The organism is Pseudomonas sp. GM102 (assembly GCF_000282555.1).
Classification (GTDB): domain Bacteria; phylum Pseudomonadota; class Gammaproteobacteria; order Pseudomonadales; family Pseudomonadaceae; genus Aquipseudomonas.
Window position 1 is genome coordinate 1 of sequence record NZ_AKJB01000151.1, and the last position, 13,617, is coordinate 13,617.

At 58.5% G+C, this 13,617-nt stretch carries 14 protein-coding genes and 1 pseudogene; 3 read left to right on the forward strand and 12 right to left on the reverse strand.

What is annotated here, in order from left to right:
- Nucleotides 1-42 precede the first annotated feature (42 nt).
- The 3 genes and pseudogenes from PMI18_RS00340 to PMI18_RS00330 all read right to left on the reverse strand — a co-directional run bounded on the left by PMI18_RS00340 (nucleotide 43) and on the right by PMI18_RS00330 (nucleotide 1,844).
- The gene (locus PMI18_RS00340) at nucleotides 43-1,059 is read right to left on the reverse strand and encodes an ABC transporter substrate-binding protein (protein ID WP_007907877.1); all 1,017 of its coding nucleotides are present in this window, start codon (nucleotides 1,057-1,059) and stop codon (nucleotides 43-45) included.
- A gap of 119 nt (nucleotides 1,060-1,178) precedes the next feature.
- A pseudogene (locus PMI18_RS31690) lies at nucleotides 1,179-1,374 on the reverse strand (hypothetical protein).
- A complete protein-coding gene (locus PMI18_RS00330) occupies nucleotides 1,374-1,844 on the reverse strand; it encodes a hypothetical protein (protein ID WP_007907879.1) in 471 nt (156 codons plus the stop codon). Before PMI18_RS00330 ends, PMI18_RS31690 begins: the two are co-directional and overlap by 1 nt.
- Before the next feature lie 411 nt (nucleotides 1,845-2,255).
- Here PMI18_RS00330 and PMI18_RS31695 point away from each other — a divergent pair, with 411 nt between their 5' ends.
- The gene (locus PMI18_RS31695) at nucleotides 2,256-2,504 is read left to right on the forward strand and encodes a hypothetical protein (RefSeq protein WP_007907880.1); all 249 of its coding nucleotides are present in this window, start codon (nucleotides 2,256-2,258) and stop codon (nucleotides 2,502-2,504) included.
- A gap of 157 nt (nucleotides 2,505-2,661) precedes the next feature.
- Nucleotides 2,662-2,892, forward strand: a complete 231-nt coding sequence (locus tag PMI18_RS00325) for a hypothetical protein (RefSeq protein ID WP_007907881.1) — start codon at nucleotides 2,662-2,664, stop codon at nucleotides 2,890-2,892.
- Between the two features lie 75 nt (nucleotides 2,893-2,967).
- Here PMI18_RS00325 and PMI18_RS00320 read toward each other — a convergent pair whose 3' ends face one another.
- Both PMI18_RS00320 and PMI18_RS00315 read right to left on the reverse strand, forming a co-directional pair.
- Nucleotides 2,968-3,546, reverse strand: coding sequence for a hypothetical protein (locus PMI18_RS00320; RefSeq protein ID WP_007907882.1), 579 nt, complete (start codon nucleotides 3,544-3,546; stop codon nucleotides 2,968-2,970).
- On the reverse strand, nucleotides 3,539-4,171 hold the full coding sequence (locus PMI18_RS00315; protein ID WP_007907884.1) for a hypothetical protein: 633 nt from the start codon (nucleotides 4,169-4,171) through the stop codon (nucleotides 3,539-3,541). The genes PMI18_RS00320 and PMI18_RS00315 overlap by 8 nt, the downstream gene beginning before the upstream one ends.
- 272 nt (nucleotides 4,172-4,443) lie before the next feature.
- Between PMI18_RS00315 and PMI18_RS00310 the strand changes: the two genes are divergently transcribed.
- On the forward strand, nucleotides 4,444-4,683 hold the full coding sequence (locus tag PMI18_RS00310; protein ID WP_007907886.1) for a DUF2789 domain-containing protein: 240 nt from the start codon (nucleotides 4,444-4,446) through the stop codon (nucleotides 4,681-4,683).
- Nucleotides 4,684-4,788: 105 nt separating this feature from the next.
- On the opposite strand, the gene PMI18_RS00305 is transcribed toward PMI18_RS00310, so the two are convergent.
- The 7 genes from PMI18_RS00305 to PMI18_RS00275 form a co-directional block, all read right to left on the reverse strand.
- Entirely contained in the window at nucleotides 4,789-6,393 is a 1,605-nt protein-coding gene (locus PMI18_RS00305; RefSeq protein WP_033036924.1) for a methyl-accepting chemotaxis protein, read from the reverse strand.
- Nucleotides 6,394-6,605: 212 nt separating this feature from the next.
- Entirely contained in the window at nucleotides 6,606-7,010 is a 405-nt protein-coding gene (locus tag PMI18_RS00300; RefSeq protein WP_007907888.1) for a TraR/DksA family transcriptional regulator, read from the reverse strand.
- A gap of 327 nt (nucleotides 7,011-7,337) precedes the next feature.
- Nucleotides 7,338-8,360, reverse strand: a complete 1,023-nt coding sequence (locus PMI18_RS00295) for an ABC transporter permease (protein WP_007907889.1) — start codon at nucleotides 8,358-8,360, stop codon at nucleotides 7,338-7,340.
- 178 nt (nucleotides 8,361-8,538) lie between these two features.
- On the reverse strand, nucleotides 8,539-10,104 hold the full coding sequence (locus PMI18_RS00290; RefSeq protein ID WP_033036925.1) for a sugar ABC transporter ATP-binding protein: 1,566 nt from the start codon (nucleotides 10,102-10,104) through the stop codon (nucleotides 8,539-8,541).
- 69 nt (nucleotides 10,105-10,173) lie between these two features.
- Nucleotides 10,174-11,100, reverse strand: coding sequence for a sugar ABC transporter substrate-binding protein (locus PMI18_RS00285; protein WP_007907891.1), 927 nt, complete (start codon nucleotides 11,098-11,100; stop codon nucleotides 10,174-10,176).
- Between the two features lie 367 nt (nucleotides 11,101-11,467).
- Nucleotides 11,468-12,520: a Gfo/Idh/MocA family protein gene (locus PMI18_RS00280; protein ID WP_007907893.1), complete on the reverse strand. Its 1,053-nt coding sequence runs from the start codon at nucleotides 12,518-12,520 to the stop codon at nucleotides 11,468-11,470.
- Nucleotides 12,521-12,654: 134 nt separating this feature from the next.
- Entirely contained in the window at nucleotides 12,655-13,515 is an 861-nt protein-coding gene (locus PMI18_RS00275) for a sugar phosphate isomerase/epimerase family protein (RefSeq protein ID WP_007907894.1), read from the reverse strand.
- Between the last annotated feature and the right edge of the window lie 102 nt (nucleotides 13,516-13,617).

The window sequence follows — 13,617 nt, forward strand, 5'->3', positions numbered from 1 at the left end:
GTTTATGTACACCCGAGAATTCACGGGTGTACATAAACCGGTTTATTTCAGGGCGGCAGAAACTTTATCCGCCACATCCTTCGGCACCCAGGCCCGCCACACGTCCGGGTGCGCCTTCATGAACGCCTCCGCCGCTTGACGTGGTGGGGTGTGTTTTTCGCTCATGTCTGCCAGGGCCATGTTCAACGCTTCGATCGGTAAATCGACCTTGGTGAAAAACTCGGCAATCTGCGGGTACTGTTTCTGAAATGGCGTGGACACACCGATGGACAGCTTCGAGGGCAGCGAGCGAGTCGGTTTCGGATTGGGGTTGTCGGCGTCGGTCAGGGTTTTCCAGGCTTCGGCGTCGAACGGTGGCTCTTGCAACTGAATCAACTTGAAGCGACCGAGCAACGGTGTCGGCGACCAGTAATAGAACAGGACCGGCTTGCCGCGACGAATCGACGAACTGATCTCTGCGTCCAGTGCCGCCCCCGAACCACTGCGAAAGTTCACGTAGCTGTCGTCCAGCCCATAGGCCTTGAGCTTCTGCTTGTTGACCACTTCCGACGTCCAGCCGATCGGGCTATTGAGAAAACGCCCCTTGCCCGGGGTTTCCGGATCTTTGAACACGTCCTTGTAGCGTGGCAGATCGCTGACACTGCGCAGGCCCGGCGCCATTGGCTTGATGCCCTTGGCCGGGTCGCCCTTGATCACATACTCCGGCACCCACCAGCCTTCGGTGGCGCCTTTGACCGTGTCGCCCAGGGCCATGACTTTGCCCTCGGCCTCAGCCTTGACCCAGACCGGGCTGCGACCGGCCCATTCTTCGCCAATGACCTGAATGTCATTGTTGGCCAATGCGGTCTCCAGGGTAATGGTCGTCCCCGGCAAGGTGTCAGTCGGCAAGCCGTAGCCCTTCTCGACGATGATCCGCAGGATATCGGTGATCAGGCTGCCGCTTTCCCAGTTCAGGTCGGCGAAATGGATCGGCGCCTGGGCAGCGAACACCGGAACGGGTGAAGCCAATAAACCGAACGTGGCCAGGGTAGCGGCCAGTAACCGTCGAAATCCCTTCATGCTTTTGCACCTCGTGCTGTTCACAGCAATAGCAGGATGGCCTGACAAAGAAGACCACAAGCCTCTGGATACTCAGTCAATTGACTGTAGTAGAGGTTCCTGCTTTCGAGGGGACTGGATTACTTTTCGCAAGGTTCCTGCAAGCGCGCAAGCTCTCTTCTGACCATGCTGGCGTACGCCGCCGGGTAGATCTGTGACGCCACCCAATTCAGCCAGCCCCCCCTGCAGAACGGCCTTTTGAGCCAACAGGCGCTGCGCCTCGGCGTGGGCACTGGCCTGGTTCTGTTCGTGGAAATCGGCGCGGGTCAAGGACATTACTCGCTGGCCTTGAAGGTCACCAGTTCGCCCTTGCGCCACTTGGCGGCCTTGGCGGTCACGGCTTTCAGGGTTTTGGTCAGGCCTTCCTGCAATTGTTGATGGGCCGCAAACACCATCACCACGCTATGACCTTCCTTGAACACAATGCCGTGGCCATCGGCGGTGGTCACGAACGCGTAATCCCCCAGCCCGTACACCGTCAGCTTGATTTCGCGGAACTTGATGTCCAGCTTGCCGCCTTCGCGACTGGGCAATACGGAGGCGCTGAAATGATCGCCGACCTTGAGTTTAAGCCCTGGTTTGTCATCCACCACCAGCGCTGATTCAGTGTCGAGCTCGGCAATGTAAATGCCTTCAGCGTTCTGTTCGGTGATGTAGACGAAACGTGACTGAAACTGTTTAACCAGCTTTGCGCGCAAATCACCCAGTACGAACAAAGCATGCATATCGAGATTACTTACTGCCAAGGAAACATCCCCACATCTGAAAATGACGCCGTACGCGGGAAACGCGCACAGCAGAAAAAAGCGGCAATGCCGAGGTGCAGCCAAAATGACCCGGGTCGAATCCTGGAATGAGCAGAGGGCCCATTCATCGCGAGGTTTGAGAAGATTACTGGAACATCCCTCACGTCGTCTTGCCTGGCGGTCGTCAGATGTTGAAGGAAAACGCCCTTCTGACGGCCAGATAAAACCGGATTACCAACTTTAGGGAAAATTCTCTTTAAAAAAAGCACTTTTCCGACATATCGCCAGTAAAAAATTGCTTTAGATGGGCATCAATCGCCAACCATTGATGGCGATTCTAGAGCAGCCATGCTCACCGAGACTACCCATAACAACGTACACACGTCGGTAAAACCACGAAAAGGACTTCATATGTGCACACTGACTCACTTTGCCCAGCCTCACACACGACACACAAACGACTCGTCACCTCTGCATTCAATGGTGCTTTGCCAGCAAGACTTCCTGCCCGAAGAGCGTCTACTCCCACGTTTTCAGGTGGTATTGGCCGGAAACGCCTTTTTTCACATCAGGGAAATATCCACCGGACGTGTAAGAGGTTTCCGCGGCAATCATAACGAAGCCTGCGCCCTTGCCCGTTCACTCGAGGCACGCAGCTGAGGCACCTGCCGCTTTCACTTCTATAGACGTTTCGTCATGCCGGCGACTTAACTCAGCCGCCGGCAGGCAACTACTGCCATACTGCCCGACCAATGAAACCCGTCCACAGGGCGGACGGCGTTCAACACAACAACTATTTCCAAGGGAAGACTGCTACGTGACGGAATTTGATATCGGTGAGTTTTTTATCCGGGGCGAAGCCAGAGAGGTCGAAGGCGAATTCCAGGCGGTCATTATCATGCGCGCCAAACCGCCGTTGACTGCTGTGACGTATCACCAGGTCGAAAAGGATCGCTGGTTCAAGACCGCAGATGTCGCGGCCGTCGCCGCCCAGGAAGCCGCGAAAGCCCTGAAGCTTGCCGTCGATGAAGGGGCATTGAAAGCCTGAGATCGGAGGGGGGAAGAGAGAGAGGTCTGCGGCGTGCCAGCCTTGCACAGATAGCACGCCTTCATTCGAAGCCGGTCAGATCAGCTTGCGCTTGACCGCTTCATCCAGCGTGTTTTGGGTCAGGTGCTTGAGCACCGCGTCCCCACGCTCATTGAACGGCAAGCCGACAACCAGCAAAATCTGCATCCAGGTACGCGTGCTCTCCTGTTTGACGATTTTGCCCAACACATTGCCTTCACGATCCTTGAACACCGTTTCCAGCGTGAAGGTGTTGCTGAACGTTGTCGGAATCACGAAGAACGTGAAGCCGGTCAGCCAGGCACTCGCGATATTCCCCTGCTCGTTGTTAGTCAAAGTACTCGTCACGTACAGGTTCGAGTCGACCTTGTCCGTGGTCACACTTTTGAACTGCCCGGACTCCTTGAAGGTTTCCAGCATGTGCTGTTCCACCAGCGCCGGATTGCCGACGCCACCCGACAGTTCGCCGTTGAATTGCTGCTGGGTGGTCACGTGCAGATAAGCGCTGGGCTTGTCCTGCCTGGCCTGCGCTGGCGGCCATTCGCCCACCGGCGCCAATTCATGCTGGGAATAAGAAATGCAGCCTGTCAGGGTGCTGCTGATCAACAGCAGCAAAGTCAGAAGGTATTTATTCATGGGCAGCCAGTTCCTTTGAAGGTGTACGCAACTGAGGGGTGGCACTGGCCAGCAATTGAGCGATCAGGGCACGCAACTGGGAACCGCCCAGACGCGGATTGAGATAGTCGGCGTTCCACATGCCGACATTTTTGTCGAGCTTGACTTGCTCGACCGATCTGGCCAGTTGCTTACCCTGACGGTCTTCGATGATCAGCTCGCCCGCGAGGTCATACTTATCGACATAAATCGGCCCATCGACCCAGATCCAGATAGTCAACGTCACCAGCGCGCCAGGGATGTACGCCGGATGCATGGTGCGTTTGCCTGCCAGAGAGGTCAGCTTGAATTTGAGCACCACGTCGTCTTCGCCCACCTTGGCCGGGAACGCCACAATGCGTTTGAAGTAGTCGCTCTTATCGACATAGACGCTGACCTGCTCGGTCAGTTGCCGGCTGCCGTTGACACGCACCTTGTCGTCCAGGTCCGGGGCAGAAATCACCACGTCGCGGATCTCGGCACTACGATCGAGGGTGGACGGTGCGGGGCTCAAGGGCTCGCCAATGGGCCCCAACGGCGTGAAAGACACACAACCAGTCAACGACAGGCCAAGTGCGATAGCCATCAGATAAACAAGACGCTTCACTGCTTACATCCTTTTCATGCGGGATCGGGGGCGGGTCGGCTCGAAAGACATCGCGCAAGGAATGGGCAGATCAGCACCGCAAGGCGCTAAACCCGGAACAACGACATCCCTGTACGGATTCTTTGAATGACAGCTTGGTGACGCCAAAAAAATGCGATGGCATCGTAAGCGCTGGAACAGCAACAGGCAATAGCCTAGTGCCATCATTGGTGGCGAAATCGCAGAAAGCTGCTAAACCCTATCGAACTCTTGAATCCCGCAAGGAGACAAAGATGGATTCCCCCACACATGATTTGAAAGGCTTGTTCGATCAACTCGGCCTGGACTCCAGCGAAAAGGCCATCGACGATTTCATCGCCCGTCATTCGCCTTTGGCCGATGACAAGAAGCTCATCGATGCCGAATTCTGGACCCCGCAACAAGCCGGCTTCCTCAAGGAACAACTGCGTGAAGACGCCGACTGGGCCCATGTGGTCGACGACCTGAACCTGCGCATGCACCAGATCCACTAGCCAGATTCACTCTGTAGGAGCGAGGCTTGCCCGCGAAGGCGGTGTGCCATTCAACACTGATGCCGACTGACACACCGCCTTCGCGGGCAAGCCTCGCTCCTACGCTCAGCGAGATTTTTGCGGCTTGTACCCCAAGCGCAAACCACCCCAATGCCGGCCCTTGAGCATGATCGGCACCGAGAGATCGTGCATCAGTTCACCTGTATCGCGGGTGTAAGTCTGCAACAGCACGGCCTGTTGATGGCTGCCACAGCGGATTCCGGTGCGGTCGGCGAATTTGCGCTTGGTGCGGTTTTGCAGGGTATCGACCTGCACATCACCGGTCAGCGGCTGGCTGAACACGGTGTTGTGGGTCGGCACATAACCCTGCTGCGTGCAGGCGATGGCGAACACCAAGCCCTCATGACGCGGCAGTAACGGCTCCTGGATCGCAGGCAATACCTGATCAGTGTAACGGTCGAAGCGGGTCTGGTATTTGGCCGGGCTGGTGTTGGGGATCGCTTGGTAATTGCGATCAAACAGGTCATCGAGGCTGATGCGGCCCTGATCGATATCCGCTTCGAAGCGTGCCGCAATCTGACTCGCCCCTTCGCGGGCCAGGTCGTAAATCCGCTGGTGATAGTCATCCAGTCCGACTTCGGCCAGGCGCTCGCTGATGGTTTCGGCTTGCCCTTCCATCTGCACCGCAGCCTGGGCGAGCCGCTGAGTCTGCTGGTCGCTGATCGCCAGATCGCTGCGCATCTGTTCGATGGCGTGGAACAGACTGTCGAGCTGTTCGCGGTTGGTGTCTGCGCCCTGAGCGATTTCACCCACCTGTCTTTCGACGCCAGCGGCCAGGCGCGCGATGTTTTCCAGGTGCTGCCCGGTGTGCTCGACCTGTGCGACACCGGTATTCAGATCGCTCGCCAGTTGACGAATCTGTTCCACCACTTGCGCGGTGCGCTGCTGAATGTCGGCGACCATCTCGCCGACTTCACCGGTCGCCGTCGCCGTGCGCGCGGCCAGCCCGCGCACCTCATCGGCCACCACCGCAAAGCCGCGACCGTGCTCGCCGGCCCGCGCCGCTTCGATGGCCGCGTTCAGCGCCAACAAATTGGTCTGGCTGGCGATGGACTGAATCACCAGCGTGACCCGCTGGATATCGTCGCTGCGCAGGCTCAGCGCTTCGATCAGCTCGCGGCTGCTGCTGGCACGCTGACTGAGTTGATGCATGCGCGCAATGGACTCGACCAGTTCCGTGCGCCCTGCCGCGCTGCTCTGATGGGCTTCGCTGGCCGCGCTCAAGGCTTCCCGACTGAGTTTCGACGTGGCGTGTTCGGTGGTGATCATCACTTCGGCGCTGCTGACTATCTGCGCCGCGGCGTTGAGTTGCGATTGCAGCTTGTCTGCCAGTTGCTTGACCGAATAGGCCACGCCGGCGGCCGACAAGGCGTTATGACTGGTGGTGTAGGAGAGATCGCGAGTCAATCCGGCGATGGCGCTGGAGCTGTCCGCAGCGGTCGCCTCGGGGAGAGTGCGCGAGCGCAGGCGCGGCAGCCAGATAATCAGCACGGCCAATGGCAGGCCAAGGTAAAGCGACCAGCCAGCCAATGCCATGCCGCACAGCAATAGCATCAGGGCGATGCTTTGCAGGGTCGGCGTCAGCCAAAGGTTTTTCGGCAAAAGTACTGGTGCAGGCATTGCCTCAACCAGAGATCCGTCTCTCGTCATCTTCGTCACCCCACGCGTCTTCTAGTTGTTGTGATCGCATTAAACGCCACTACAAAGCCATTATCTATGGTCCGTTAGTAGTGGGGGGTTGAAGCAGATCAATAGAAGTGCGTGAACATTTTTTGGGCGACAAAAAGCTTCGCGGGCAAGCCTCGCTCCTACAGGTCATATCCGTAGGAGCGAGGCTTGCCCGCGATGAGGGCGCTACTGAATCAGGCCTGACGCTGGTGCTTGTCGATCTGTTCGTGACGCTCTTGAGCTTCGATGCAGTACTTGGTGGTCGGGCTGATCAGCAGGCGTTTCAGGCCAATGGCCTCGCCGCTGTCATCGCACCAGCCGAAGCTGTCTTCCTTGATGCGTTCCAAGGCTTGTTCCAACTGAGGCAGCATGCGCTGGTCGCGATCGATCGCGTTCACCAGCCAAGTGCGCTCTTCTTCGACGGAAGCCGCGTCAGCCGGATCGGCCGGGGTGTCCAGGCTCTCGATGGCGATGCGATTCTGCTCGATGCGCTCATGGGTTTCGACTTTCATGTTCTGCAACAGCTCGGAGAAAAAAGCATGTTGCTCGGCATTCATGTAGTCATCCGCCGGCATGGCCAGCAACTTGTCCTTTGTCATTGATATCTCTATAAAAAAACGTGCATTAAGGCGAATTAGGGAGCGATCCGTTGAACCTGAAGCGGTCATTGGAAAGGCGCCGTTTATTCCAAGCGCCACCCGGCACTCAATTTACGAGGGGCGGCAGTCTAAGGCCGACTTGAGGCCTCAGCAACTGAAAAGACAGCAAATCTGTCCGACAAAGTCCTGAAAGTGCGCTATGGCGGGCTTTGAGGCGCTTATCGGAGTGCGTTTATAGCAAGAAATTCAGTCGAGCGGCTGTATATAGAAGACAAACGGCTGCGCCACGCGGGTCAGGCGTGGCGCATTTTCGCGTTTCGTCCGGCTTCAGCGCTTGAGTTTGCGCTTGTTGCGGTACTGGTCGATGACCACCGCCACCACGATAATCAGCCCCTTGATGATGTCTTGAATATAAGCATCAACACCGACAAAGGTAAAGCCGCTGGCCATGACCCCGAGGATCAACGCGCCAATCACGGTGCCGGTGATCCGCCCTACGCCACCGGCCAGGCTGGTGCCACCGATGACCGCCGCGGCAATCGCGTCCAGTTCATAAGACATGCCCATCCCGGCCTGCCCGGTCGCGGCCCGTGCCGACGCCACCACCCCGGCCAGGCCTGCAAGCAAACCGGCGATGCTGTAGACGATCACCAGATGCCGCTTGACGTTGATCCCGGAGGTGCGCGCCGCCTGCATGTTGCCGCCGATGGCGTAGGTGTACTTGCCATACTTGGTGTAGCGCAGGGCGATGTGAAAAATCACCGCCACCACCAGAAAGATGATCACCGGCATCGCGCCGTGTCCGATGGCCGTGTAGGAATCCGAGAGCATGCTCACCGGCTGACCTTCGGTGTAGTAGCGCGCCAGGCCGCGGGCCGAGACCATCATGCCGAGGGTGGCAATGAATGGCGGAATCCCGGTGATCGCAATGATGCTGCCGTTGATTGCCCCCGCCAGCAATCCCACCCCAAGCCCGACGATCACTGGAATCCACACCGGCAAGTCAGTCAGGGACGGAAACACCGCCCGGGCAAAGTCCGAGGTCTGGGCCAGGCTGGCGGCAATCATCGCCGACAACGCCAGCACCGAACCGGAGGACAGGTCGATACCGGTGGTGATGATGACCTGGGTCACCCCGATCGCCAGCAGGCCGATGATCGACACTTGCAGGATCATCAGCACCAGACGCTGAGAGTTCATCAGGAAGCTCTGGTCCCGCACGATCCAGCCGAACATTTCGAAGACCAGGCCGATGCCGATCAGCACCAGGAAGATACTCAGCTCGGTCGGAAAGCGCCGGCGACTCTTGACCGGTACCGCTGCAGGCTTGTTTTCCAGTATCGCGTTCATAACCACTCACCCTTCAAATGAAATCCGTGTGGCGAGGGAGTCTGTTTGTGGCGAGGGAGCTTGCTCCCGTTGGACTGCGCAGCAGTCCCATTCTTTTAGGGCCGCTTCGCAGCCCAGCGGGAGCAAGCTCCCTCGCCACACAATCCCCTTTCACCCTTGAACTGCGTTCACCCTTGATTTAATGACACTGGGACATGCCCGAGGCCAGTTGCATCACCCGTTCCTGGGTCGCTTCGCTGCGGTCGAGGGTGCCCATCAGGTCGCCCTCGTGCATGACCATGACCCGGTCGCTCATGCCCAGCACTTCCGGCAGTTCCGAGGAAATCATGATCACCGCCATGCCTTCGCTGGCGAGGTAGGAAATAAGCCGGTAGATCTCGGCCTTGGCACCGACATCGATGCCCCGGGTAGGCTCGTCGAGAATCAGGATGCGCGGATTGGTCATCAGCCAGCGCGCCAGCAAGGCCTTCTGCTGATTACCGCCGGACAATGTGTCGATGCATTGCTCCAGCGAAGGGGTTTTCACCCGCAGCTTCTTGCACATGTCTTCACACAACGCCCGCAGGGCTTTCTGCTGGATGAAGCCATTGCCGACGTAATGGGGCAAGACTGCCATTTCCATGTTTTCCAGCACCGACAGGCACGGGAACAGGCCGCTGAGCTTGCGATCTTCGGTCAACAGCGCGAAGCCCTTCTCGATCGCCATGTGCGGATCGCTGATGCGCACCACCTCGCCGTCGAGGCGGATTTCGCCACCGTCGCTTGGGGTGATGCCGAAAATCGCCTCGGCGACATTGGTTCGCCCCGACCCCATCAACCCGGCGATGCCAAGGATCTCCCCGGCATGCAGGTCGAAGGAGACGTCCTTGAAAATGCCGTCCAGCTTGAGGTCGCGTACCGACAGCAGCAGATCGCCGATCGGCTTCTCGCGCACCGGGAACAACTGGCTCAGCTCGCGGCCGACCATCATTGAAATCAGGCTGTCGCCGTCCATGCTGTCGGCCCGCTGCAAGCCGATATAGGCGCCGTCACGGAACACCGCCACTTCATCGGCGATGCTGAACACTTCGTTCATTTTGTGGGTGATGTAGATGATGCCTTTGCCCTGGCGCTTGAGGTCGGCAATGATCGAGAACAGATGGGCGACTTCCTTATCGGTGATGGCCGAGGTCGGCTCGTCCATGATCAGGACGTCGGAGTCGTAGGACACGGCCTTGGCGATCTCGACCATCTGCCGTTCGGCGATGCTCAGGTTGCCGACCAGCTCTTCCGGGTCGAGGTTGATCCGCAGACGTTCCAGCAGTTTGGCGGTGCAACGGTGCATCTCGCGATGGTCGATCATATGCAGACCGTTGAGCTGTTCGCGGCCGATCCAGATGTTCTCGGCGATGCTCATGTGCGGCATTAGGTTGAGTTCCTGGTGGATCATCGCGATCCCGGCCTGGAGCGCAGCCAGTGGTGTTTCAAAGACCACCGGCTTGCCCCGCAGGCGCAACTCGCCGGCGTCCGGCTGGTAGATGCCGGCAATGATTTTCATCAGGGTGGATTTGCCGGCGCCGTTCTCGCCCATCAGCGCCAGCACGGAACCGGGACGCACCCGCAGCTGTACGTCGGACAAGGCCACCACACCGGGAAACCCCTTGCTGACGTTGATGATCTCCAGCAGGTACGGCTCATCGACAGGTGTTGCAGTTGGCTGGACACCCATTAACGGGGTGCTCGAAGCAGTCGCTGAAGCGAACATGATCAGGTACTCCATCAGCAAGGTCGCGTTGCAACCTTGCATGCTTATTGTTGTTATCGAACGGACGGACTATTTGAAGGTGTCGACGTTCTGCAGCGTGATCAGGCGATAAGGCACCCACACGGCCGGCTCGACCGGTTCGTTTTTGGCCATTTTCACCGCCGTGTCGATCGAACCGTCCGCCTGACCCTTGGCGTCCTGGAACACCGAGACCAGCAGCGAGCCCTTCTTAACGGCATTCAAACCGTCGGGCGTACCGTCGACACCGGCGATCAGCACACTGCCTTTGGCGACGCCAGCCTGTTGCAGCGCCATTGCCGCGCCAATCGCCATCTCGTCGTTGTTAGAGACCACTGCGTCGAATTTGCGGCCCTGGGTCAGCCAGTCGTTGACCAGGGTCATGCCCTTGTCCCGCGACCAGATGCCGGACTGCTCTTGCTCGATCTTGATGTTCGGGTACTTGGTCAGCACCTCTTTTACGCCCTTGGTGCGGTTGGTGGTGGAGTTGTTGGCCAAATCACCGAGCAGAATCACGATGTCGCCCTTGCCGCCCATTTTTTCGGCCAGGTATTGCATCTGCATCTGGCCGGCCTCCAGATCGTTGGAGGCGACAGTGACCACGCCTTTGGGCAGGTTCAGGTCATCGGGACGACGATTGACGTACACCAGCGGAATACCGGCCTTGACCGCCGCTTCAGTGATTTTTTTGGTGGCGGCGGTATCCACCGGGTTGACCACAATGGCGTCGACCTTCTGGCTGATGAAGCTTTCTACCTGGCTCAACTGCCTGACCACGTCGCTGCGGGCGTCTTCGAACTGCAGCTTGACGCCATCGGGATAGGACTTGGCTTTGGTGTCCATGGATTCGCGCAGGTAGGTCAGCCAGGTGTCATCGAACTGCGACATGCTGACGCCAATCTTCATGTCAGCGAGTGCGGCGCCGCTGGCGAACATCAGGGACAAGGCCAGTGAGGCGAAACGGATCTTGGTCTTCATGAAAAGTCTTTCTCCACATTCTTGTTGGTTTTATGGATAAGGCGTGACGATTTCAGTGAACGGGCAAGCGGACAATCGGTGCACCCGGAATACAGCAGACCAGGGCGCCGTTGCGTTCGACGCAAAGCAAGCGAAAGAAGGAATGGAACGAGACGCGAGGCAGGTCGCGAGAGAGGTGTAGCGCGGAACGTAAAGCATGCAGAGCAGAGTTGAAGGTTTTCATCGACGGTACCTGGCTTTTGTTTCTTGTTTTTGGTGCGTCCTTCACTCGTTCAAGGCCTGCTTGAGCGTGATCGGACGTTGATAGTCGGCAACCTGGAAATGACTTTATTGGAAAATAATTTCTATATCAACTCATTTTAGAATTTTATTCTGATTTTATTCCATGGCTCTCGAACGGGCTCAGTGCCACCACTTGATGCCGCTCGAAGCTGAGCCGCGCAGCGTCTAGCACGCGGGTGGTCGCCAGTGCATCACGGGCCTCGACCGGCAATGGGCCAGCGCTCTGTAACGCGGTTTGTAGCTGCAAATAGAACTGATTCCAGCAGCCACGCTCGGACGGCACCCGCTCACGCACCTCGCCCTGCTCGAACCAGCCCCAGCGCCGGTGTTCTTCGACGCCCCAGCGCTCGCCTTCGGATTTCGGTGTGAGCCCGGCGAGCGTCGACGCCTCTTGCCCGTCCAGACCGTCGACGCTGTAGCAGCCTTGGGTGCCGGTCACGCGAAAGCGCGGGCCGGGGGTGTTTTGCAGGCAACTGCCGCCCAGGTGCGAGATCACACCGTTGGCATGAGTCAGGGACATAAAGAAGCCGTTGTCGAAGGGCTGGCCTTTTTCGAGGTAATCGAGTTCGGCATAAACCCGGGTGACGGGGCCGAACAACAAGAGCGCCTGATCCACCAGATGGCTGCCCAGATCGCGCAGAAAACCACCGCCGCTGCCGTTGTTCACCGACTGTGGCGAATAGCGCTCGATCCGCGATTCGAAACGGGTGACCTGACCCAGCGCACCGGACTCGATGAGTTTGCGCACGGTGAGAAAGTCCGAGTCCCAGCGTCGGTTCTGGTAGACGCTCAGTTGCACGCCTTGGCGCTCGGCCATGGTGATCAGGGTTTGCGCCTGTTGCGCATCAGCAGCGAACGGCTTGTCGCTGACCACCGCCACCCCGTGTTCGATGGCGTCGAGCACCAGCGCCGGGCGACCTTTGAGCGGTGTGGAGATCACCAGCACATCGACCCCGGCTTCGACCAGTTGGCCGATGCTGTCGAAGGCCGGCACACCGGGATGTTCCGCCGCCAGCAGTTGTCGGCGCTCGGCGGAACGGGTGACCACGCCTACAAAGGTCGCCGCCGGCAAACTGCTGATCAGCGGAGCATGGAAAAACCGGCCGCCATGGCCGTAACCGACAAGTCCGATACGCATCAATCAACTCCTTCTTATGATCGTTCCCACGCTCTGCGTGGGAACGCCGCCATGGACGCTCTGCGTCCGCTTTGTGACGCGGAGCGTCACGGGATGCATTCCCACGCGGAGCGTGGGAACGATCGGCTACAGGGTTATTGGCAGAGTTCGCGAGTCACGCGTTCGAGCATCATGCGATTGGACTCGTCCGGCCGGTCCTCCCAGGCGAATACCGAGACGGTCGCGATGCCATCGAACTTGATCTCGCGCAAAGTGCCGAAAAACGCCTCCCAGTCGACCTCGCCCTGGCCGATGTCCAGATGCTGGTGCACGGTGGCGGTGACGCCCGGCGGGTTGACGATGTAGCGCAAGCCCGAGGAAGCCTTGTGGTTGTAGGTGTCGGCGATGATCAGGTGGCTCAGCTTTGAGCCGGCGTACTTGAGCATCGAGGCGATGTCACCGACACCGTCGTCATAGAAAAACGTGTGCGGCGCGGCGTAGAGGTAGTTGATCCAGTCACGGTCCAGACCGCGAATGATGTCTACCGACTCATTGTTGCGCTCGCAGAAGTCATAAGGATGGGCCTGGATATCGAGCTTGATGCCTTCGCGTTCGAACTCGGGGATCAGTTCGTCCATGGAGCGCATGAACTGGTTTTCGCACACCAGCGGGTTGTCCGACTGGCCGGTGAACTCGGTGTTGACCAGTTCGCAGTCCATCTCCACGGCAATCTGGATCGCGCGCTTCCAGTTACGCACGGCGGCCACGCGCAAACCTTCATCGGCGGCAGCCCAGTGGTACATCGGTAATAAGGAAGAGAGTTTGACCCCGGTGTCGCTCAAGGCTTTGCGAAATTCCTTGATCCGCGCCTTATCAACCCGTGGGGCTTTATAGAACGGCAAGAAGTCTTCCCGGGGCGACAGCTCGATGTGTTCGTAACCGAGCTCGGCAACCTTGTCGACCATCTTGCCCAGGGACAGGCTGCGGTACATGTAGGGATCAAGTGCGATGCGCATGTTTTTTTGTTCTCCATCACCTTACGCTGATCGTTCCCACGCTCTGCGTGGGAACGCCGCCATGGACGCTCTGCGTCCGTTTTGTGACGCGGAGCGTCACGG

Excerpts from the sequence above, each read along its gene's own strand:
- PMI18_RS00310 (WP_007907886.1), top strand. The coding sequence starts at position 4,444 with ATGGATTCCCCCACACATGATTTGAAAGGCTTGTTCGATCAACTCGGC.
- PMI18_RS00285 (WP_007907891.1), bottom strand. The coding sequence starts at position 11,100 with ATGAAGACCAAGATCCGTTTCGCCTCACTGGCCTTGTCCCTGATGTTC.
- PMI18_RS00295 (WP_007907889.1), bottom strand. The coding sequence starts at position 8,360 with ATGAACGCGATACTGGAAAACAAGCCTGCAGCGGTACCGGTCAAGAGT.
- PMI18_RS00340 (WP_007907877.1), bottom strand. The coding sequence starts at position 1,059 with ATGAAGGGATTTCGACGGTTACTGGCCGCTACCCTGGCCACGTTCGGT.
- PMI18_RS00280 (WP_007907893.1), bottom strand. The coding sequence starts at position 12,520 with ATGCGTATCGGACTTGTCGGTTACGGCCATGGCGGCCGGTTTTTCCAT.
- PMI18_RS00300 (WP_007907888.1), bottom strand. The coding sequence starts at position 7,010 with ATGACAAAGGACAAGTTGCTGGCCATGCCGGCGGATGACTACATGAAT.
- PMI18_RS00320 (WP_007907882.1), bottom strand. The coding sequence starts at position 3,546 with ATGAATAAATACCTTCTGACTTTGCTGCTGTTGATCAGCAGCACCCTG.
- PMI18_RS00275 (WP_007907894.1), bottom strand. The coding sequence starts at position 13,515 with ATGCGCATCGCACTTGATCCCTACATGTACCGCAGCCTGTCCCTGGGC.
- PMI18_RS00305 (WP_033036924.1), bottom strand. The coding sequence starts at position 6,393 with ATGACGAGAGACGGATCTCTGGTTGAGGCAATGCCTGCACCAGTACTT.
- PMI18_RS31695 (WP_007907880.1), top strand. The coding sequence starts at position 2,256 with ATGTGCACACTGACTCACTTTGCCCAGCCTCACACACGACACACAAAC.
- PMI18_RS00290 (WP_033036925.1), bottom strand. The coding sequence starts at position 10,104 with ATGTTCGCTTCAGCGACTGCTTCGAGCACCCCGTTAATGGGTGTCCAG.